Annotated in this window: 22 protein-coding genes; 12 read left to right on the top strand and 10 right to left on the bottom strand. The window is 47.1% G+C overall.

The window, feature by feature from the left end; genetic code table 11:
* Positions 1-27: 27 nt before the first annotated feature.
* Together ACMUEV_RS04290 and ACMUEV_RS04285 are read right to left on the bottom strand one after the other, a co-directional pair.
* A complete protein-coding gene (locus ACMUEV_RS04290) occupies positions 28-933 on the bottom strand; it encodes a hypothetical protein (protein ID WP_190653523.1) in 906 nt (301 codons plus the stop codon).
* A 98-nt stretch (positions 934-1,031) separates the two neighbouring features.
* Positions 1,032-1,991, bottom strand: a complete 960-nt coding sequence (locus ACMUEV_RS04285; RefSeq protein WP_190653524.1) for a LysR family transcriptional regulator — start codon at positions 1,989-1,991, stop codon at positions 1,032-1,034.
* Positions 1,992-2,016: 25 nt separating this feature from the next.
* Between ACMUEV_RS04285 and ACMUEV_RS04280 the strand changes: the two genes are divergently transcribed.
* The 9 genes from ACMUEV_RS04280 to ACMUEV_RS04240 all read left to right on the top strand — a co-directional run bounded on the left by ACMUEV_RS04280 (position 2,017) and on the right by ACMUEV_RS04240 (position 13,139).
* Positions 2,017-5,790, top strand: coding sequence for a hydantoinase B/oxoprolinase family protein (locus ACMUEV_RS04280; protein WP_415354734.1), 3,774 nt, complete (start codon positions 2,017-2,019; stop codon positions 5,788-5,790).
* Between the two features lie 126 nt (positions 5,791-5,916).
* Positions 5,917-6,468: a DUF3592 domain-containing protein gene (locus ACMUEV_RS04275; RefSeq protein WP_190653525.1), complete on the top strand. Its 552-nt coding sequence runs from the start codon at positions 5,917-5,919 to the stop codon at positions 6,466-6,468.
* A 48-nt stretch (positions 6,469-6,516) separates the two neighbouring features.
* Positions 6,517-7,299, top strand: coding sequence for a putative hydro-lyase (locus ACMUEV_RS04270; protein ID WP_190653526.1), 783 nt, complete (start codon positions 6,517-6,519; stop codon positions 7,297-7,299).
* Between the two features lie 160 nt (positions 7,300-7,459).
* Positions 7,460-7,879 carry a hypothetical protein gene (locus tag ACMUEV_RS04265; protein ID WP_190653527.1) on the top strand — a complete coding sequence of 140 codons (420 nt, stop codon included), beginning with the start codon at positions 7,460-7,462 and terminating at the stop codon, positions 7,877-7,879.
* 70 nt (positions 7,880-7,949) lie between these two features.
* Positions 7,950-8,834: a tetratricopeptide repeat protein gene (locus ACMUEV_RS04260; RefSeq protein ID WP_190653528.1), complete on the top strand. Its 885-nt coding sequence runs from the start codon at positions 7,950-7,952 to the stop codon at positions 8,832-8,834.
* 17 nt (positions 8,835-8,851) lie between these two features.
* Positions 8,852-9,886: a hypothetical protein gene (locus ACMUEV_RS04255; RefSeq protein ID WP_190653529.1), complete on the top strand. Its 1,035-nt coding sequence runs from the start codon at positions 8,852-8,854 to the stop codon at positions 9,884-9,886.
* 14 nt (positions 9,887-9,900) lie between these two features.
* Positions 9,901-10,725 (top strand): alpha/beta hydrolase, encoded by an 825-nt coding sequence (locus tag ACMUEV_RS04250; RefSeq protein ID WP_190653530.1) that lies wholly within the window; start codon positions 9,901-9,903, stop codon positions 10,723-10,725.
* 15 nt (positions 10,726-10,740) lie between these two features.
* The gene (locus tag ACMUEV_RS04245) at positions 10,741-11,967 is read left to right on the top strand and encodes an MFS transporter (RefSeq protein ID WP_225885673.1); all 1,227 of its coding nucleotides are present in this window, start codon (positions 10,741-10,743) and stop codon (positions 11,965-11,967) included.
* Positions 11,967-13,139 carry a tellurite resistance TerB C-terminal domain-containing protein gene (locus tag ACMUEV_RS04240; protein WP_017290525.1) on the top strand — a complete coding sequence of 391 codons (1,173 nt, stop codon included), beginning with the start codon at positions 11,967-11,969 and terminating at the stop codon, positions 13,137-13,139. Before ACMUEV_RS04245 ends, ACMUEV_RS04240 begins: the two co-directional genes overlap by 1 nt.
* A 21-nt stretch (positions 13,140-13,160) precedes the next feature.
* On the opposite strand, the gene ACMUEV_RS04235 is transcribed toward ACMUEV_RS04240, so the two are convergent.
* Genes ACMUEV_RS04235 through ACMUEV_RS04225 form a run of 3 tightly spaced genes read right to left on the bottom strand, consistent with a single transcriptional unit; the run spans position 13,161 to position 14,445 of the window.
* Positions 13,161-13,454 carry a type II toxin-antitoxin system RelE/ParE family toxin gene (locus tag ACMUEV_RS04235; protein WP_017290526.1) on the bottom strand — a complete coding sequence of 98 codons (294 nt, stop codon included), beginning with the start codon at positions 13,452-13,454 and terminating at the stop codon, positions 13,161-13,163.
* Positions 13,451-13,741: a hypothetical protein gene (locus tag ACMUEV_RS04230; protein ID WP_017290527.1), complete on the bottom strand. Its 291-nt coding sequence runs from the start codon at positions 13,739-13,741 to the stop codon at positions 13,451-13,453. The genes ACMUEV_RS04235 and ACMUEV_RS04230 overlap by 4 nt, the downstream gene beginning before the upstream one ends.
* Positions 13,742-13,785: 44 nt before the next feature.
* A complete protein-coding gene (locus ACMUEV_RS04225) occupies positions 13,786-14,445 on the bottom strand; it encodes a helix-turn-helix transcriptional regulator (protein ID WP_190653531.1) in 660 nt (219 codons plus the stop codon).
* Between the two features lie 29 nt (positions 14,446-14,474).
* Between ACMUEV_RS04225 and ACMUEV_RS04220 the strand changes: the two genes are divergently transcribed.
* On the top strand, positions 14,475-14,936 hold the full coding sequence (locus ACMUEV_RS04220) for a DUF6220 domain-containing protein (RefSeq protein WP_242044854.1): 462 nt from the start codon (positions 14,475-14,477) through the stop codon (positions 14,934-14,936).
* Between the two features lie 2 nt (positions 14,937-14,938).
* Complete coding sequence (locus ACMUEV_RS04215) at positions 14,939-15,766, top strand: sulfurtransferase (protein ID WP_199329731.1); 828 nt, start codon at positions 14,939-14,941, stop codon at positions 15,764-15,766.
* Positions 15,767-15,929: 163 nt separating this feature from the next.
* Here ACMUEV_RS04215 and ACMUEV_RS04210 read toward each other — a convergent pair whose 3' ends face one another.
* From ACMUEV_RS04210 to fabI, 5 genes are all read right to left on the bottom strand, one after another.
* A complete protein-coding gene (locus ACMUEV_RS04210; protein ID WP_190653532.1) occupies positions 15,930-16,253 on the bottom strand; it encodes a DUF5615 family PIN-like protein in 324 nt (107 codons plus the stop codon).
* Positions 16,250-16,582 (bottom strand): DUF433 domain-containing protein, encoded by a 333-nt coding sequence (locus tag ACMUEV_RS04205; protein ID WP_017290532.1) that lies wholly within the window; start codon positions 16,580-16,582, stop codon positions 16,250-16,252. Before ACMUEV_RS04205 ends, ACMUEV_RS04210 begins: the two co-directional genes overlap by 4 nt.
* A 134-nt stretch (positions 16,583-16,716) precedes the next feature.
* A complete protein-coding gene (locus ACMUEV_RS04200) occupies positions 16,717-17,703 on the bottom strand; it encodes an RNA polymerase sigma factor, RpoD/SigA family (RefSeq protein ID WP_190653533.1) in 987 nt (328 codons plus the stop codon).
* A gap of 867 nt (positions 17,704-18,570) precedes the next feature.
* Positions 18,571-19,188, bottom strand: a complete 618-nt coding sequence (locus ACMUEV_RS04195) for a vWA domain-containing protein (RefSeq protein ID WP_268180393.1) — start codon at positions 19,186-19,188, stop codon at positions 18,571-18,573.
* Positions 19,189-19,212: 24 nt separating this feature from the next.
* Positions 19,213-20,013: an enoyl-ACP reductase FabI gene (gene fabI / locus ACMUEV_RS04190; RefSeq protein WP_190653534.1), complete on the bottom strand. Its 801-nt coding sequence runs from the start codon at positions 20,011-20,013 to the stop codon at positions 19,213-19,215.
* Between the two features lie 439 nt (positions 20,014-20,452).
* On the opposite strand from fabI, the gene ntcA reads away from it, so the two are divergent.
* Positions 20,453-21,124, top strand: coding sequence for a global nitrogen regulator NtcA (ntcA, locus tag ACMUEV_RS04185; RefSeq protein WP_017290537.1), 672 nt, complete (start codon positions 20,453-20,455; stop codon positions 21,122-21,124).
* Positions 21,125-21,163 lie beyond the last annotated feature (39 nt).

Raw genomic sequence — 21,163 nt, 5'->3', positions numbered from 1 at the left:
AAGAGTAGATCGCGACACAGCACCTGATCATTTTTGATCAATTGCGTAAGTATAATCGAACAGTTGCCCGACTTGGCGACGTAAGCCTGCAAGTGGATAAAGTTTTGGGGTTAATTGATGGGTTGCATAGTGATCGACTGCCGCAATAACGCGACGCGCTTCTGCCTGAGACAGCTTTCCTTGCTTGAATCCAGCGATCACACTCTCAATTCCTTGATGATATTCTGAACTATTACGAAAGTTAAATTCTGGCTGTTCTGCTTGGGGTGCAGGTTGTGGAGCGATCGCGATCATTGGTAATGAAATCGGTGCTTGCAGTGATAAAACATACACGCTATCTGCGGGCAATTGCACGACTCGAATGTTCTTTGGAGAACTCATCCCACTGAGAATGCCGATCGCACCACCAATCATGCCTCCTTGATCAAACATTTCTGCTTTGCGGCTGCTGCGAGCGGTCGCACCCAAAACTGAGCCAAATAAATTGCCCATCATGCCGCTATTTTCGCGTGCCCGTTCTGCGCCGCTGACTTGTTCGATCGTGGTTCCTGGAATGATCGCAGTTGTCGCTTGAATCGGAACAATCTGACCCCGTACAACAATCGCCTCTGCGACAATTCGCGCTCCACCATTTTCGGGCTTCAGCTTGATAGAAACGGGTGTATTCGCTGGCACGACTTCATTCCCTTGCAAATCCATCAACGGCTGCGCGAGCGGAACGGTAAGCGGAAAGTCCTGCTTTTGTCCAACATCCACATTGACTGCTCCTGGCAGCTTAATAATTACCCCGGCAGTTTGAGGAATCAATGCGCCTTGTTGGGATCTCGTGACTGAAGTTGTGCTAGAGATAACGACTTCAGCCGATGCAGGCAGTGCGATTGGAGTTGCGATCGCGATAGACAAAGCCAAGTTCAAAAGGGTACGAGCGTTCATGGAAATCTTCCTGTCTGGACTACACTGTACTGTTAGGGAAGACGATCGAGCGTTATGCAGCACGACTCCACCGCTCGATTTTGGATGACTTGCCTGGATTACCAAGAATCTTGCAGCGACAAATTCATGACCTCCTGTACGACTTTGAGAAATTGACGTAAAACAATCGATGAATCCTCTTGTCGCCACACGATCGCGATCTGTCGGTTCAGCGTTGCATTCTGGATCGCTCGATATACGACACCTTCTCGCTGGAGCGTTTGTACATGATTGGGCAGGATAGACACGCCAACCCCTGATGCGATGAGGCTGAGCAGAGTGACGACACCTGTTACACTTACGGTCGGATTAATTTTCGGTTCAAATCCTGCCTCGCGGCAAAGCGTGATGATTTTTTCATAAAAAGGCAGCACATCCAGGGAAGGTAAGAGGATCGATTCATTTGCGATCGCCGTCAATGGAACGGTCGGCTGATTTGCCAGCACATGATGAATGGGTAGCGCCACGACAAAATATTCCTCCAGAATCGGCTGAACGCTCAATGCGGGATCGGTCTCTTCAAAACTCGAAAAACGCTGAAAGATGACATCCAATTGATGCTGCTTCAGCATCTGAACTTCTTGCTGGATCGTGATCTCATGCAGTTCTAGTTCTACATTGGGAAACCGTTGGGCGAAGGCTTGCACAATTTCAGGCAAAGTTGTATTGGCAATGGCATTATTCATTCCAATGCTTAATCGTCCAATCTTTCCTTGGCTCGCTTGTCGGGCAGTAGACATTGCTTGCTCTAGATGCCTCAATGCTTGCTGCACTTCAGAACGAAAGACTTGACCTGCTTCGGTTAACTCGATGGGACGCTTGCTGCGATCGAATAACTTCACTGGATTCGGTTGATTGCGGCTGAGAAATGCTTCTAGCGCCTGAATCCGCTTGCTCAGTGGTGGTTGCTTAATGCCGATGCGCTTTGCTGCTTCGGTGAAGTTGTTGTGGTTCTGCACAACTTCCATGAAGTAGCAAATCTGTCGAAGCTCAATCTCGCTGAGTTCTTGAAACTGCATTGTCAACTATATCCTAAAAGATATTTTGTCATTCAATTTTCATCCTGTAGGATATGGCAATCCTAAAATACAAGCAACACCTAAACTCAATGGGTTAGTCGAGGCAATTATGCTAAAAGTATTTGCAGACCGAGGGGGGACGTTTACCGATTTAGTTGCAGTGACCGATGATCAAGGAATCGTCGATCGCCTCTCAATGATTGCGGGTCGCTTCCAGGTCACTCCCCTTGCCGATCGCTCCTGGATTATTATTTATAAGCTACTTTCAGAGCAGCCCGAACAGTATCAAGATGCCGTGATTCAAGGCATTCGAGACATCCTGGGACTATCGAGCGATCGCGCGATTCCGCCGGGAACAGTTGAAGTCGTAAAAATGGGCACGACAGTTGCGACGAACGCCCTACTAGAGCGCAAAGGAGAGCGAACTTTACTGCTGACGACTCAAGGCTTTCGGGATGCGCTCGCGATCGGCTATCAAAATCGACCGAATATTTTTGCGCGTCAGATCGTTTTACCTGAGCGAGTCTATGAACGAGTGATTGAGGTTCAAGAACGCTACACGGCACAAGGAGAAGAACTGGTCTCCATCACCTCTGAGGAAGAACTGCGATTGACCACTCTTCTTCAACAGGCTTACCAAGATGGAATTCGGGCAGTTGCGATCGCACTACTGCATAGTTACCGCTACCCAAAACACGAACAACAGATTGCAGGTCTCGCCCGTAAAGTAGGCTTCCAGCAGGTTTCTATTTCTCATGAAGTCAGTCCATTGATGAAGCTGATTCGTCGAGGCGATACAACTGTCGTCGATGCCTACCTTTCTCCGATTCTACGGCGCTATGTCGAGCAAGTGGGCACGGCATTGCCTCGCTCGACAACCAAGCTAGAGTTTATGAAATCAGATGGTGGACTGACTGAAGCAGCGCGATTTCAAGGGAAAGATAGTATTCTCTCAGGCCCTGCGGGGGGCATTGTCGGGGCTGTGAAAACCAGTACCACAGCAGGGTTTGACAAAATTATTGGTTTTGATATGGGCGGCACTTCCACCGATGTGTCTCACTACAATGGCGAGTACGAGCGAACCTTAGAAACTGAAGTCGCAGGAGTTAGACTGTGTGCGCCGATGATGTCGATTCACACGGTCGCAGCCGGAGGGGGATCAATCCTGCGGTTTGATGGGTCGCGCTATCGAGTTGGACCTGAATCGGCGGGTGCTAATCCGGGTCCTGCGTGCTATCGCAAGGGTGGACCGCTAACCGTGACCGATTGCAATGTTCGTCTAGGAAAAGTTCAGCCTGAGTTCTTTCCGCAGGTGTTTGGAGTGGAAGGAAATCTGCCGCTCGATCGCACGATCGTTGAACAAAAATTTGCAGCGCTCAGTGCAGAAATTCGGACGGCTACCGGGGACAATCGCACCGATGAACAGGTCGCGGCTGGCTTTCTGGCAATTGCGATCGACAAAATGGCAAATGCGATTAAAAAAATCTCCGTTCAACGCGGCTATGACGTGACCCAGTACACGCTCTGTTGCTTTGGGGGAGCAGGTGGACAACATGCCTGCTTGATTGCAGAAGCATTGGGCATGACCAAGATTTTCATTCATCCGTTTGCAGGCGTTTTATCCGCTTACGGGATTGGGTTAGCCGATGTGCGAACGTTGAAAGATCGCGCGATCGAAGCGAATCTGGACGAAACGAAGATGCCTGAACTAGAAAAAGCTTTAGCCGCACTCGATTTAGACAGTCGAGCAGAAATTATTGCTCAGGGCGTGAGTGCCGATCAGATTCAAACGGTCTTCAAAGCAAGGCTGCGCTATCAAGGGACGGATTCTGCATTGAGCGTTGATTTCGATCAAGTCGAAGCAATGCGATCGCAATTTGAGGCAATTTACGAGCAGCGCTATGGCTTTTCAATGCCCGAAAAAAGCTTGATTGTAGAGGCAGTTTCTGTCGAAGCCATCGCCCACGCAAACCCAATCGCAGAACCGTTGCTCTCCGATCAGAGAATCACGCCACTCATCGCAATTGCAACCGTTCCGATTTACACCAAAGAGGCTCGGCATCAAACTCCGGTCTATCGTCGTCAAGATCTCAGACCGGGCGATCGCATTACAGGAGCCGCCCTGATTCTCGAACCCACAGGAACAAACGTCGTTGAACCCGGATGGTGTGCGGAACTGACGCAGCAGAACTATCTGATTTTGAGCAAGGTAGAAGAGACTCAAGGTGCTGCTCTCTCATTGCCTGCTGCGATGCCTGATCCCGTGATGCTGGAGATTTTTAACAATCTGGTTCGTGCGATCGCAGAAGAAATGGGCATCACCCTGCAAAATACAAGCTATTCCGTCAACATCAAAGAGCGGCTCGACTTCTCTTGTGCCATCTTTGATCACTCTGGGCAACTGGTCGCCAATGCACCGCACATTCCCGTACATTTAGGCTCGATGAGTGAAAGTGTGAGTAGTCTCATTCAGGCAAGAGGCACAACTCTCAAGCCTGGAGATGCTTATGCTTCCAACAATCCCTACAATGGCGGGACTCATTTACCTGACATCACAGTCATCACTCCAGTCTTTGTGGCCGATCGCTCTACTCCGATGTTTTATGTGGCTTCACGCGGGCACCATGCGGATATTGGCGGTATCACACCCGGTTCGATGCCACCGCATAGTCAATCGATCGAACAAGAAGGCATCCTTCTCGATAATCTACAAATCGTAGATCAAGGACGCTTTCTAGAAGCAGAACTACTAGAAGTATTTACGAATCATCCCTATCCAGTTCGTAATTCGGTTCAGAACTTAGCCGATCTGCAAGCTCAAATTGCAGCGAATGAGCGAGGAGTACAAGAACTTCGTCGCATTGTTCACGCCTATGGGCTTGAAACGGTACAGAACTATATGCAGTACATTCAAGACAATGCAGAAGAATCAGTTCGGCGAGTGATTGAGACTCTCAATCCAGGTCGCTTTGAGTATCGAATGGATGATGACAGTCGGATTTGTGTTGAGTTAACCATTAATTCTGCGACTCGCTCTGCTCGGATTGATTTCACCGGGACATCCGAGCAGCGATCGAGCAATCTGAATGCTCCATTGGCGATTTGCAAGGCGGTGGTTCTCTATGTCTTCCGTAGCTTAGTCGAGGATGATATCCCGCTGAATGCAGGCTGCCTCAAGCCACTCGAAATGATTGTTCCTGAAGGGTGTTTCCTCAATCCACGTCCGCCTGCTGCTGTGGTTGCTGGCAATGTCGAGACCTCACAAGCGATCGCGAATGCTCTCTATGGTGCGTTGGGTATTCTGGCGGCTTCTCAAGGCACGATGAACAACTTCACCTTTGGCAATCAACAGCATCAGTACTATGAAACCATCTGTGGCGGTTCTGGCGCGGGGGCAACGTTCGATGGCACTGATGCGGTACAAACCCACATGACCAACTCTCGCCTGACTGATCCAGAAGTTCTAGAGTGGCGATTTCCTGTACTGGTTGAGGAATTTTCGATTCGATCGAACAGTGGCGGCAGGGGGCAACATCACGGTGGCAATGGGGTGGTTCGGCGCATTCAGTTTCGGGAACCCATGACGGCGGCAATTCTATCCGGGCATCGAATTGTTCCCCCGTTTGGACTGATGGGGGGGCAACCTGGCAAGACGGGATGCAATTCAGTGGTACGACAAGACGGCACGATCGAACCACTCTCTAGCAAAGCAGAAGTTTTAGTCAAGCCGGGTGATGTATTTGTGATTGAAACACCAGGTGGCGGTGGATTTGGAGATCCAGAACGGTGCTCACTTTGACATTTGCTCACCTCCGATCTGAGACAGCGCATCAGTTCTCTGTGCTGCGAAAGATAAGGTTATCACTGCTAAGAAGTTAGGAGTGATGTATGAGGAAAACGATAGTTCATTACCCACTCAGATACCATGATCATCTTCGCTATCATTGGTCGCCTCGTAATGTTTTGTATGTTTGGGAGTGCTGGTATTCTCTTCATCTGGTGCTCGTTGCAGATGCTCTGGCGGGGCGCTCGAAGCAAAAAATGGCCTGAAATTCAGGCAGAAGCAACAGATTTTCTTGTGCGCTCTCTTAGCGACGGGACTTGGGACTATTATTGCTACACTATTTTCTACGGATATACTGTTGGTGGTGATATATATCTAGCTAGAGGCGATGACTCTTGTCACTTTAGCAGCTATGCCGATGCTGAAGCAGCAGCGATGAAGGAGTCTTCGCTCAGAAAGTCTCTCACAGTATTCTATTATCCAAAGAAGCCAAAGATCTATGTCCTGCAACGCGGGATAGATACATCTGTGTTTTGCTCCAGTGTGTACGGTGTGCTCTGCTTAGTGCTTGCTTCATCTGTGTTGCCATGGTTAATCGGGTTATTTGTGATTGGAATGCCACCAGCGATAAGTTGCCCGACACCAGATTTCTCAGAGCGTCGATGGATTCCCAGTGAATGTCCGAATATTTAGCGCTTTTGAATGGTCTCGCCCCTAAATATCTAGCTAAGGAGTTTTTTGATGCTCAATCCTACGATTCCAACTGAATTTCGCCACCTTTGCCGGGTGGGTCAACTGGATCGCCCGACACCTGGACTTGCGCCTGGTTATGTACAAGCGAATCTAGTCGTATTGCCTTACGATTTGGCGTTTGAATTTCTTCTATTTTGCTTGAGAAATCCCAAACCTTGTCCGATTCTAGATGTGACTGACGTGGGTGATCCAGAGCCGAAACTGATTGCGCTTGGTGCAGATATTAGAACTGATTTACCGCGTTATTGCATCTTTCGCTACGGTCAGTTAATTGAGGAAACCACAGACATTTGCGAGTTTTGGAGAGATGACCTGGTTGCGTTTTTGATTGGGTGTTCCTTCTCATTCGAGACTGCAATGCTGAATGCAGGACTATCCGTTCGGCACATTGAGGAAAGTAAGAATGTGCCGATGTACAAAACCTCGATCGATTGTTTAGCAAATCGTACGTTCTCCAGTCCTCTCGTTGTGTCCATGCGTCCGCTCACTCCACAGGATGCGATTCGAGCAGTAGAAGTCACGAGTCGCTTTGCCAAGGCTCATGGCTCACCGATTCACATTGGCAATCCAGAGCAACTTGGAATCACCGATTTATCTTGTCCTGACTATGGAGATGCAGTGACCATCCGAGAGGGTGAAGTTCCGGTATTTTGGGCTTGTGGAGTTACGACTCAGACTGCCATTGCAAGAGCTAAACCTGAATTTGCCATCACTCACGCACCGGGGCATATGTTTATCAGCGATTGGAGAGATGAAATGCTGGCAAGTTAGGCGATCGTACAGGACTGCGCTTCAACTAGATCTCGCACAATATTTTGTCATTCATTTCTCGTCCTGTAGAGTATGAGCGGTTCTCAAAACAAAGGCATAAGCTCTCTAGCTTCAGAACGATAGTTTTTTGTTCAATCTTGTAAAGACGAGAGGTTCAATCATGAAATTTGGAATCAAGGCTGCTTTAGCTCCGTTTGCGCTGCTTACATTAGCACTATTGACTTGTTTGCCTGTAATGAGTGCAGAATCAACTCAAACACCAACCTCAGAGCAGTTCACGACTCAAGTGAATGAACTCAAGTCTAGACGGAAGCGTCCTCTGAGAAAGCGCCGAGTTAGAAAGCAGCAGGTTCCAGCGAGGCAAGCTGATCGGTATGATACTGCTGCGATCTCTGGATCAGGTGCGGTTCATGGCTGCGGTTACTTCAACGACCCGACAGAGTGCGCCAAGCTGGAACAAAGTCGCTCGATTCTCTGGAGTGGATGCCAACAGGGTAATAAGAATGCCTGCTCCTACCTTGTGAAGCTTCAGGAGCTTGAAAACGCCGCGAGACTGACGCGTCAGATTAGATCCTTCTAAGTTCCCAAAGCTTTGCCCAGAGCTATGTTAGTGAAACCGCTCAAGAAATCTTTAGATAGGGTTGCAGATAATGAGACAACTGAATCAGAACCTTCGATCGCATCTCAGCGGTCAAGTTTTAGGCAGCATAAGTTTAGCGATCGCGATCAGCTTGGGTGCATGTACTCAGGGGCAAACCCAAACATCGAATTCACCGACAATATCGCCTACTCCTCTGTCTTCCCCTACAGTGCAAGCACAGGTATCAAAGCCTTCAACGACGACAGATTCATCTTTTTCAGCAATGAGCGCCCAGGAGCTTTTTGATAGGGGACAAGAAAAAGCTAGGAGGCGAGCTTATCAAGGCGCGATCGAGGATTGGACGGAAGCAATTAAGCTCAAGCCGGATTTCCCCCAAGCTTACTACAATCGAGGGCTTGCCCGCTCTATGGTAAGGGATAAACAGGGCGAAATCCAAGACTATGACCAAGCGATTAAACTCAAGCCAGATTATGCCAAGGCTTACTACAATCGAGGACTTGCCCGCTACGAATCGGGAGACAAACAGAGTGCTATCCAGGACTATAGTCAAGCGATTCGCGTCAAGCCAGATTATGCCCTTGCCTACAACAATCGAGGATTTGTTCGCTCTGAGTTAGGAGATAAACAAGGCGCAATCCAAGACTATGACCAAGCAATTAGACTTCAGCCGAATTTTGCAAATCCCTACAACAATCGAGGCTTTATCCGCTATGAGTTAGGGGATAAACAAGGCGCAATCCAGGACTATGACCAAGCCTCTAAGATCTTGCTCGATGATGCTGGTATGTACCTCGATCGAGGCAGTACACGCGCTAGATTGGGCGACAAACAAGGCGCGATCTCAGATCTGCAAAAAGCCGCAGATTTATTTCAACGGCAAGGGAATACGGGAAATTACCAAAAAGTAATCAAATTACTTGAGAAACTGAAGTGATCCACGAGACGATATTGATGAAAACTCCTTATCAGACAGTTTGGACTCCGCCAGCACAGATGAGGGATCATAACGGCGTGCTGCTCCATCCTGATACGTTTTTCTTTGCATCGCCACCTCCAGAGATTGGAGCAGTGATTAGCGCATCAGGGGTAGGCATTACAGAGGAACTCAATCGATCGAGGAGAACACCAATTTTGCAAACTTTACTGGAGTTTGTACTGACTATGTTCTCTTCTTGGATATTATTGCTGAGCAGTATTTTCTATCTCTTCCTCTTTGCTATCCTCAGCCTAGTTGTTATCGCGTTTGGATTCTTAGTTGGGATACTACTCAACTCTTTTGGTATAGGGTCAATTTGGGCTTGGCTCGGAGGAGGGTTGGCAACAGTACTGTTTGCGTGGATGTATATCACCATGTTTCGCCCTCCTAGATCTGAATGCTCTTTTGTCGGTGCACTAGGAATTGCTCATTACTGGCAAACTCGTAAAGGGATCAAGGGCGAGGTTTTGCGCTTTTCAGAAACAACGGGACTGCGTAAGCGTATGACGCGCATCTATAGAAATGGACTCTATCACAGGACTTCATTTGAATATTCCTGGAACAATCAACCCTTCTTGTCGGATCAGCCCACAATGAAACAGCGTTTCTCTATTAGCGGAGCGGCTCCAGATCTATTAGTCAATGATGCCTACCTTTTTGCTCAAGCTGCGGAACGAGTTTGGACAGCAATTCGGCTACAACGGGCACAAAGTGAGTTTGCTCAGGTGAGTGTTGCTCGGTTTTCAACCGCGAAGGACATTGATTTAGAAGTGGGTTCGGGATTTATCAATGTTGTTTTTCGGAATCGGGAGCCAGGACGGATTGAAGCACAGGAGCTTGAATTAACCACTGGAAACGGGGATCTTGCAATTCGGCGCAAGACATATGGACAGTCGTCTGGACGATTTAACCCGCTTGCTTTTGTGAACGTTGTTTTTCGAGCAGATGAAATCGAGGATTTGGACGTATTTCTTCGGTTAGTCAATACGATCGTTCTCCAAAAATCTTAATTACGGGGGATTGAATGGCACGAGGCATCGTTCAAGAAGGACTCACAATCCAGAGTCAAATTTTAGGCAAACCGATTCACTATACGATCTATCTTCCTAACGACTACGAAACTTCCGTTCGGTCTTATCCAGTCGTTTACTTACTGCACGGTAGTCGAGCTGATGATACGTCTTGGATTAGCTATGGGGAAACCCATTTAACCGCAGATGAACTGATTGCCAATAGAACCATTCCTCCAATGATTCTAGTGATGCCCGACGGAGGAAACAGCCGTTACATCAATAACTACGATCGCTCTTTGTGCTATGAAGATTTTTTCTTTCAAGAGTTTATGCCTGTGATCGAATCGAAATACCGGATCAAGTCTGAGAAATGGTTCCGAGGCATTCTAGGACTGTCGATGGGCGGATACGGTGCGCTCGTCTATGCGTTGAAATATCCAGAGATATTTTCAACCTGCGTTTCATTCAGCCCCTCGATTTACACGGATGAAATGATCGTCAGTATGACTGATGTAGAGTGGGCATCGAATCGAGCTTCAGCGCATGGACAGGGATTAACGGGTATCGATCGCTTGACGGATCACTACAGATCCTACGATCCGTTCCGGATTGCCGAAGCCGCTGACCCTGAGCGCTTTAAAGTGCTTAAGCTCTATTTAGACTGTGGGGATCAAGATTTTCGCAATCAAGGGGTTGCCCTGTTCCACATTCGGTTGCGACAATTAAACATTGCCCATCAATATCGCGTGCGATCGGGCAGCCATACCTGGTCATACTGGCGTGCTGGATTCGCGCCTGCATTACAATTCATCGCGATTACGTTTCGGCGATCGTGAATGGAATTTCAATTTATGCCTTTTCTCCCTCGTCTTCAGCATCAGGTTTGGTTACTTGCCTTTGGTCGCTTACTCTCTCAAGTCGGAACTGGATTCACCCTCTTCTACGCTCCGATTTTCTTTGTTAATCAGGTGGGACTCTCTGCTACAGCCGTTGGAGTCGGAATCGGCAGCGCCTCTATCTCAGGCGTTGTTGGACGGGTATTGGGGGGCACGTTTGCAGATTCTAAGTTTTGGGGACGCAGACGGACGTTGTTGATGTCGGCGATGATTTCAGCGATCGCGTCTTTCACCTTTGCGACGGCTTATGATTTCCCAGTCTTTGTGCTTGGCAATCTGTTGATGGGGTTGGGAACTGGACTTTACTGGCCTGCGACAGAAGCGACGGTTGCAGACCTGACCACACCCGAACAACGCAATGAAGCCTATTCGATTACTCGGCTCGCCGATACGTTAGGACTGGGAATTGGAGTAGTGTTAGGCGGATTGTTAATCAGTACGACAGGAGCCTATCGGGCACTATTTGTAGTAGATGGAATTTCGTTTCTCATTTTCTTAATTGTGATTTATTTCATGATTCAAGAAACGCAGCGATTGATTTATTCTCATTCTCAATGGAGCGGGTGGAAAGTTGCCTTGAGCGATCGCCGATTATTGACTTTCGCGATCGTCAACACCATGTTTACAACCTACATCGTGCAAATTGATAGTACGTTGCCGTTGTATCTCACGAATTTCGTCAAAATCAATGGTGATAAAGGATTTGAACCCTCCACGATTAGCATTTTGTACACAGCATATCTCGCGTTATCAGTGCTGATTCAGTTGCCGATGACTCGATTTTTGAATTCGTTCCGGCGTACCAGAGTGCTGATAATGTCTGCGGGATGTTGGGCGATCGCATTTACTCTCGTGTGGGTCACAGGCGCTTTCCATTTTGCGTGGGCAGTTGCCGTATTTGGCGTATTGGCGGTTGCGTTGGTCACGTATTTGCCGTCAGCGTCAGCGTTTGTTGTGGATTTAGCACCCGAATCGTTGCGTGGGGTTTATTTAGGCATTAATTCGCAGTGCTGGGCATTGGGATACTTTATTGGACCGCCCTTAGGCGGTTGGGCATTGGATCAATCTAGGGCGATCGCGTCTGGATATTGGCTGTTTTTAGTTGCAACCGTTGCGATCGCGGTTCTGATTTTACGAGTCTTGGATAAAATGGTCAGTCAGACCCCTTCTCATCGCCTGTAATGTTCAAAAGCCGCTTGTTACTCAGTTTTGTTGCGCTCAGTGTGAGTTTCTGTCTTAGTTTATTGATCACGCGAGACTTTTCAAGATCCTTGATCACTGGGGCACTCACCCTGTTTGCTAGCTTAGTTGGTGCAGCCGTGGCAGAAGGACAACATCGGCAGGCGCTCAACCAGCGATCGCAAGAATTAACTGGGCACATTCGGGCACTACAACGCAAACGCTCTGAAGCTTACGAAGCGTTGGTGATGATGACCCAAGAGCGCGATCAGATTTCTAACAGTCTGAATGCGCTGCAAACTCAACTCCGTAATCTACAGATTCAAAGCTCGAATCTCTGGCAGCAGAAAGAAGAATTAAGCTGGAATATTACTTCTCCCCAAGCTTCTCCTGCGAATCAAATCTATGTGCTGCAAACGAAACTGCAAGAATTAGAGCAAAAAGAAGCCGAATTAAATAAATCATTGTCCGCAACATTATCTGCAAAACAACGGGCTGAATTGGGATTGAAAACAACGCAAGCTCAGGTCAATCAATTCCAAGCTCAATTGGCTGAACAACAGAGCCAAAAAGCGGAATTAACCAAAGAAGTCAATGCTTTATTTGCACAACGACAACAGTTAGAGATACAAGTGGCAACGCTTCAGCCCAAAGTCAAAGAACTGGAAAAATATCGTTCAGACCTCACTCAATTTCTCGAATCGGCTGAACCCAAGCGCCAGCAAGTTGAGGGCAGTTCTAAGTCTTTACAAGGTGCGATCGAGAATCTTCAATCTCAAATCTCATCACTGCAATCCGAACTCGGTCAGCTTGAGCATCAAATCCTCGATCGTCGTCAGCAAAAAGAACTACTCGATCTCGAACTTTCGACTATGCGGCGCGAACTCGAACCGGATGCTGATTCTCAACCGACTTCTGAATGGGTCGATTTCATTAATCAGCTACCCCAATCTGAGTTGGAGGCTTTAAGCGCGATCGTCACTCAACCCAATCCCAACGCAATCTTGAAGCAAATTGCCGAAATGAATTTAACCATGCCAGAATTGCTGATTGATTCTCTAAATGAACGTGCGATCGAAACTGTTGGCGATCTGATTATCGAAACAACTGCGAATGCTCCAACCGTTGCCCCTGAATACTTAGACATCATCAAGAATTTACTTCAACAGGTTTAGGATGCAACACTGACGATCGCGCTAATCCGGTTCAAAGATTGACTTCAGATCCCGATAACCACTAATGACCCGCAAAATCTCAATGCCGTCGCCGAAACGAACATAAAACACAATGTAGTTGTCCACGACAAATCCCTTTAAACCAGGAATTAGGTCGTCATAAGATCTGCCTGATTCTGGAAAACGTGCGGTTAACTTTGCTCGTTGGCGAATTCGATCAAACAACTTCGCAGCAGCTTCAACGCTATAGTTTCCTAGATACTCGAAGATCTCTTCTAGATCAGCGATCGCATCTTCAGAAAATCGATAACTCATTCCTGCGACTCGCTCATCTGACGAAGCCTTGCCTGGAATCGTTCAAACACGACTTCTCCGTCTACAACTCGTCCCTGTTGTACTTGTTCCAATCCAGACAAGAGTTTCTGACGCAAAGCTTCACGCTTACTCTCTGCGTCAAATGTATCAAAACTTGGATCAGCTCCTAATGAGACTTCCAAAGGTTGATCCATCTCACGATCGCACAATGCTCGAATCAATTCTTGCTGCTCTGCGTGAGACAGTGCCTCGATCGACTTCAAAATTTCTATTACTGCTGAAGTCATATCTCACCCCACAGTTCTTCTCTGCCCAGTTTATCACGTGCATTTCAAGACGCAACTTCAACAGCCTTGAGCATTGCTACCATTTCTGCTCGTGATGAAACTTCTAACTTGCGAAACATTCGCTTAAGTGCTTGCTTTACTGAATTTTCAGTAATCCAAAGCTTTGCGCCAATCTCTGCATTGGTCAATCCTTGAGCGACGAGTGTTGCAATTTCGAGTTCTCGATCGGTTAAGCGATCGCTCTGTAAGCTCGTCGATCGCACCGTGGCAACCCAAGTCGAAAGATGCAAACAAATCGCGCTTAAATCGATCAAATTCTGTGTATCAAAAGCTTTCATGTCTTGCGTGCGCGTAAATCCTACGCCTCCAATTAACTTGCCTCGATTCACAAGCGGGCCTGCTAAGACATGCCAATGATCCGGACGTGGACAAATTAATTTCCAAGCTTTTGGTGAAATCACTTGATCATGCACCGGAGAATGTCGATCGACTAAATACCGCACAACCGGATTGTAATCCGCCGAAAGCGCTGTTTCAAACACCTTTTGTAGCTTGGGATCAACCATTGGCAACTGATCAAAGAAAAAGAGACCTGATCGAGTTGCTGTGAAATATTTCCCTAAATCTGGAATTACCTGCGATCGCAGTTCTCGCTCGTTTTTAGCAGTGGAAATCGCTTCAAATAAAGGTTGCAAATTTGCCATAAGAGTACTCGATCGAGGTCTAGGCGTGAATGAGTTCTCCGTTTAATTTAGCAATAACACTGCTGAGCAACACTGAAATGATGACTCACATTCACGCCGAAACATCCAGTAATCGGCTCCAGATCGGATTTTATGCGCTTTCGATTCTCTTTAATCTCTGTCTGATTGCCCAAGTTCTCACAGTTGGTCTTGCCTACTTCTACAAAACCGACTGGTGGAACATTCACGTTTTACTAGTTCGAGGATACAGTGCTCTTTCTCTGATCCTCTTGGGCTATGTGTTTCTCTGCGCCTTTCCTCAACGAGTCCGAATTCTGACGATTAGCTTGCCGATCTTGCTCGGACTGCAATTTCTCACCATTCATCTCAAAACATCTTTGCCGATCGCAGTGTTTCATCCTTTAATCGGCTTCTCTCTGCTTTCCGTTTCCTCAACGCTTGTCCATCGGGTCGGGCGCGTTCTTTTCCCAAATCTTGATCAGGAGTCATAACAATGTACGCTCATCCTGAAGTTCTAGTCGATACGCAATGGCTTCAAGAACACTTAACTGATCCGAATCTCCGAATCTTAGAAGTCGATATGAGTCCTGATCTCTACAAAGATGCTCATCTTCCGGGTGCAGTGTTTTGGAGTATTTTCGATGATTTACTGCTGCCGAATCTAGGACAAAATTTAGATGCGATCGCATTCCAATGGCTCCTCTCTCGCTCTGGTATTACTCCAGAAACAATAGTTGTTGCTTACGGGAGCTATCCCGGTACTGGAGCCTGGATCTTCTGGCTTTTCAAACTCTTCGGACATGACAATATCCGCGTTCTCAATGGGGGCTATCAAAAATGGAAAGCAGAAAATCGCCCGCTTGCCGCAGAACTCTCGACCGTTTCTCCAGTTCCAGAAAAAGCAGTTGCACTGAATCCCGATTTGAGAGTCTTAAAAAAAGAAGTCCAAACTGCGATCGACAATCCCAATACAGCGTTACTTGATGTTCGGACGCTCGAAGAATTCCAAGGCAAAATCTTTCTGAATCGACCGCCAACTGGGAACGAACGAGGTGGACATATTCCCGGTGCAATTCACATTGAACACCTTGCAGCGTTGAATCCAGACGGTACATTCAAATCGTTTGAGGAACTTCAGAAGCTCTATGGTGAAAAGGGTATTATTCGCGATCGAGAAATCTTCCCTTACTGTGCGATCGGCGGTCGTTCTGCCTTCGTCTGGTTCGTCTTAAAGTACCTTCTCGGCTATCCCAAAGTCCGAAACTACGACGGCTCCTGGAACGAGTGGAGTCGAATTCCAAGTCTTCCTATTGAGTCATAATGATTCAACGAAGAATCTCTGTTATGGTTCTTCGTTAAATCATTATGACCAACAAAGCGTTCTGGAACTTTAGACATTCAACTCTCCTAAAGTATTCGTAATACTTGTGGCTTCAAACCATTCATACTGCCTTTCAAAATGGAAACGTCATGATCTGATTAGTTCATTCTTCAGCTGTAGATGCTTCCCAAATTAAGATAATGGCATCGATCGCTTCACCAATTGGAAGATTCTGAGCAAGAATCAAAACCCCGGAGCTTGTCTGCACTGTAATAAATTGGCCAAATTCAATTGGCATTGTCTTACGATCGTGCGTTACTAACACTCTGTTATCTCTTGCTGCAAGTGCCAGAACTTCTGGGTCTTTTATTCCTTCTAACCCTGCGTCATTAGCTGAACGAAAATCCAGTCTTGGCTCTCTGCGAATTGTTCCAGTTACAATGGCTTGTCTCAAATCAGCATCAGCCTGAAATCGAATTTCTGTCATACTGCATTGTGCTTCTGAGCTTGAGCCGCTTTCAATTTCTCATACAGTAACGGATTCTTCTCTTTACAATCCTGTTGTAATTGCTGAAACTCTGCTTCACCTGCTTCCAGATAAGCATCAATTAACTTTCGGTTGGCGAGATAGAATGCGATCGCACCATAGACCTGTTCCAACGAAAGCAACGGAAAATTCTGAGCAATACTTTCAGGTGACTCTCCATCTAAAAATGCATAAACAATCGAATCGAGAGAAATACGAGTGCCTACGACCCAATACCCTGTCTCTCGCTGTTCAATATAGGACTTTGCCAAAATAGGAGCCAATGCCATAAGAGAGCCTATCCTTTTGTTGCCTAAATTTTAGACGCAATGCTTTACTTCATCCTAGAAAATTGCCGCATCTTCCAACCAAAAAAAGGGAACATCAAACTGATGTCCCCTCTGTGAGTTATAAAACCCTAAACTTAGCTAGCAATGTACTCGCGCACATTCGCCTTGCGACGACGTAAATGATCCAAAGCTTGCCGCTCTAGCTGACGAACCCGTTCCCGGCTCAAGTTTAAGCGATCGCCGACTTTTGCCAGCGATAACTCGTGCCCATCTTGCAACCCATAGCGCAAGTTCAGCACTTCTTTCTGCTGCGGAGTCAAATCCGTCATTAACGTTTCAAGATCCTGACGGAGCAAGTCTTGAGTCAAATAAGCATCCGGTGAAGGACCATTATCCTCAAGTAACTCTTGCAGTTCAGTATCTTGATTATCTCCAACTCGTAAGTCTAGCGAGACAGGCTGACGAGACATCAATAAGAACTCCCGAATCTGTTCCGGCTCAAGCTCTAATTCTGCCGCGATCTCAGCTGCTGTCGCACTGCGCCCTAATTTCTGAGCTAGCTCGCGCTGAACTCGCTTAATCTTGTTCAGCTTCTCCGTAATGTGAATCGGTAATCGAATCGTCCGGGCTTGCTGAGCGATCGCTCTTGTAATCGCCTGACGAATCCACCAGTACGCATACGTCGAGAACTTATACCCACGAGTCGGATCAAACTTCTCTACGCCACGCTCTAAGCCGAGTGAGCCTTCCTGAATCAAATCCAAGAACTCTAAATTACGCTTCTGGTACTTCTTCGCGATCGACACAACCAGGCGAAGATTCGCTTCGATCATCTTCTGCTTAGCGCGACGACCCCGTTGAAAAATACCAGTCAACTCAGAATCACTGAGATGAACATGCTCAGAAAACTCCTGCTGCGTCGGCGCGTGACCCAGCTTCTTCTCAAGCTTTTCTTTCTTCTCTTGCAAGGTCATCATCTGCTGAACCTGCTTCCCGTAGAGAATCTCTTGCTCGTGTGTCAACATCGGCACACGACCAATCTCATGCAGATACGTCCGCACCATATCAGCCGTATAGGTGGGGCTAGGAGTGGATTTAGATTTGGTATTGGCAGTAGCCATGTGCAGTCAACTCCGTGAAATGAAAACTTTAGACAACAAACTCGAATCGATTCCAAGCCGATACAGGAATGAAATGCTGTTTAACTTCACCCTGGGAAGGGGGATAAATCTTTAGCACGCTTACAAAATAAGGGGTACAAGCACGAACAGCCGAAAGTGTAGCGGTGAGGTTCAGGACTCTAAATCGAAGTCGTTTCGACTTTACTTAATGATAAGACGAATTCTAAATAAAGTAAAGAGCCTTACAGGGAAATTACTCAGGAATTTCAGCAAATATTTAGCTTTCCAAAGTAAATTGCAAGACATGGGCATTACCCTAAAACTTCATTTAAAACTTGGTGAATTGATTCTTCTATAATGACGGTTTGATTTACAGTTGGATAGAGTCTCTAGAGAGGGATAACCGTACTTTTTTAAGTGCTGCTGTTATGATTTCTGACTTGCGCATTTAGAGAATGTTCCAGTGAGCCAAACCCCGTATCCATCAACTGGTCTATGGATTTCATTCTGACAGTTCAATCCAAGATTTATTGTGAAAAAATGGGGACATTTTAGGCTACTTTTCAGATATGAAATTGAAGTGTCATTAAGGTGACGATTTCATTAAAAACTGGATCAAGGCTGCAACATTGGTCAGCTTAAAACGAAGAGCAATTATACTTATCGAGAACCGTCATCAGTTTTGCGACGCAGGTCGGTATCCCGATTAGGTTCGGAGCTTTTCGTTGTGGTTTCTTGGCTATTCCTTCAGGTAGGTATTGCTGCTGCGACTGACCCAATTGGGTGCATCGAGTCGATTGACTGGGCTTGCGATTTTAGGCTCGATCGCCGCTCATTCTGCCCAAACTTAATCGCTGTTTTAGCGTGCTAATCTACGATCGCATTCAACAACACTTCTGCCAAACTCATATCTGCCATATCATCCATCGTCACCGTGTCGCAGATATCAAACTTTGCTCCCACACTTTGAAGCTGATCGTCGAGAACCTTCAAGAATTTTGTCGCACTGGCGTCTGAGCCAACTTGAATAAAAGAAATGGCTAATTCTTCATCGCGTTCCATTTTCTGTGTCGCTTGCACGATCGCTTCAATCACGGCTCGACGATCGTCCGGCTCACCATCGGTAATGACTAAAATGGTTTCTCCAGTTTTGCTCTGCCCTGTGGCTTTGCGGCGAAAATAATCTTCGGTGGCATCCCGCAACACTGCTGCCAGATTGGTCGAGCCAACCGGATCGTTTTCCATAAAAATCTGTGCGACTTTGCTCGTCGTCACATTCTCGTACCGTCTGAATCGGCTAGAAAACGTATAAACCGTAATACCGTCGGGATCAAACTGTTCGCATTTGCGCGCCAGTGCCAGCGTTGATTCTTGGGCTGCTTCCCAACGACTGCCGCCCCCAATTTGATCATTGGTAGACATACTGCCACTTTTATCCAAAATCAAGGTGTAGTCTCGATTTTGCAAAGTTTCAAAATTGGGCACGGCACATCTCCTATCGTCTAATTGCTATCCAGCAGTGGGCTTCGATCCCGTCATCCCCATAATTTCGTAGCCTGCATCGACGTAGATCACCTGACCCGTGATCCCGCTTGATAGATCACTACAGAGAAATGCTGCGGTATTCCCGACTTCGATCTGCGTCACAGTTCGACGTAACGGCGCAACTTCTTCAACGTGGTGAATCATATCGAGAATGCCACCGACTGCCGAGGAAGCCAATGTTCGAATCGGGCCTGCTGAAATCGCATTGACTCGAATATTGTTCTGCCCTAACTCATTTGCGAGGTAGCGCACGTTCATTTCCAATGCTGCCTTGGCAATTCCCATGACGTTATAGTTCGGGATGACTTTCACACCACCGAGGTAAGTCAGCGTCACGATACTACCGCCTTCGCTCATTAGAGGTTTTGCGGCTCCAGCTAGTTGCACCAGCGAGTAAGAACTGATATCCAACGCCAGCGAATAACCCGCGCGCGACGTTTTGGAGAAATCGCCGGATAAATCATCTTTGCTAGCAAATGCGAGACAGTGGATCAGAATATCCAACTTGCCCCATTTGTCTTTCACGGTATTGAATGCGCTCTCAATCTGTGCGTCATCTTGCACGTTCAAAGGCAAGAACAAACTGGGATTGAGCGGCTCGGTCAAGTCGGCAACTTTCTTTTCCGCTTTGCCGGTTGCATCCGGTAGATAGGTGATGCCAATATTTGCGCCTGCTTTGTGTAGCTGCTGAGCGATGCCCCATGCGATCGAGCGGTTGTTCGCGATTCCCGTTACAAGTGCGTTCTTTCCAGTCAGGTCTAGCATGGTCTTCTACCGTGTAAAGCATTTATGAGGATAGCAGAAAGGGATCCCTCTCGAACTGCTCCTCGCTGACGCGATCGTCCCAAGCTTGGCGGATCGAGGATCGAATTGCGTCATTTCTCAGTTCGGTTTTTCTGCCAGCGAATCCTCTCTGATTCTGGTTCGGAATCCTTCATGATTCCTTAATGCCTCGTCCTAGAATATTCGTGCTTTCACGGTATGATCTGTGGAAATTATTGGGTCTGCCCAGAAGATTCCAGTAGATCGACTCGAAATTGCGCCTTCTTCTTAGAGAATTTACTGAGTTTTCTGAAGATCAAAGCGAAATTGTAGTTTACGACACTAAAACAGATCATAGACTCAGTTTTAGTGGTCTAAAGTCATCGATTGCTTACATAGACTGTTAGACTTCCCAGCTTCACTCGATACGACAAGGAAAGAAATGGTAGTGACCAAGGATAAACCGCTTGCAGCGATGTTTCGTCAGATTGGAGGGGGAGCATATCCTCCTGTTGTAGAGACGTTTGAACGCGGTAAGACCATCTTCTTTCCGGGCGATCCGGCGGAGCGGGTCTACTTTCTCGTCAAGGGTGCGGTTAAACTCTCACGGGTGTACGAGGCAGGAGAAGAAATTACCGTCGCGCTGCTGCGAGAAAACAGCGTGTTCGGGGTGCTTTCTCTGATCACAGGACAACGTGCCGATCGCTTTTATCACGCAGTTGCCTTCACCCCTGTCGAATTGCTGTCTGTTCCGATCGAACAAGTTGAAAAAGCGCTCAAAGACAATCCCGAACTCTCGATGCTGATGCTGAAAGGCTTGTCGTCGAGAATCTTACAAACTGAAATGATGATCGAAACGCTGGCGCACCGAGATATGGGATCGCGTCTTGTTAGTTTCCTCCTGATTCTGTGTCGTGACTTTGGTGTGCCCTCACAAGAGGGGATCATGATTGATCTCAAACTGTCTCACCAAGCGATCGCTGAAGCAATCGGCTCGACTCGCGTCACAGTCACCCGCTTACTGGGAGATTTGCGTCAGGACAAAATGATCTCAATTCACAAGAAAAAAATAACCGTTCATAATCCGGTAACGCTTAGTCAACAATTTACCTAATTCGATTAGAATTCAGTCCTGAGTGACTCACGCGAATCA

It is taken from the genome of Leptolyngbya sp. FACHB-1624 (genome assembly GCF_047649235.1).
Classification (GTDB): domain Bacteria; phylum Cyanobacteriota; class Cyanobacteriia; order Leptolyngbyales; family Leptolyngbyaceae; genus Leptolyngbya; species Leptolyngbya boryana.
Note: the sequence above shows the minus strand (reverse complement) of the source record. Positions and strands in the feature narration are given on the sequence as shown.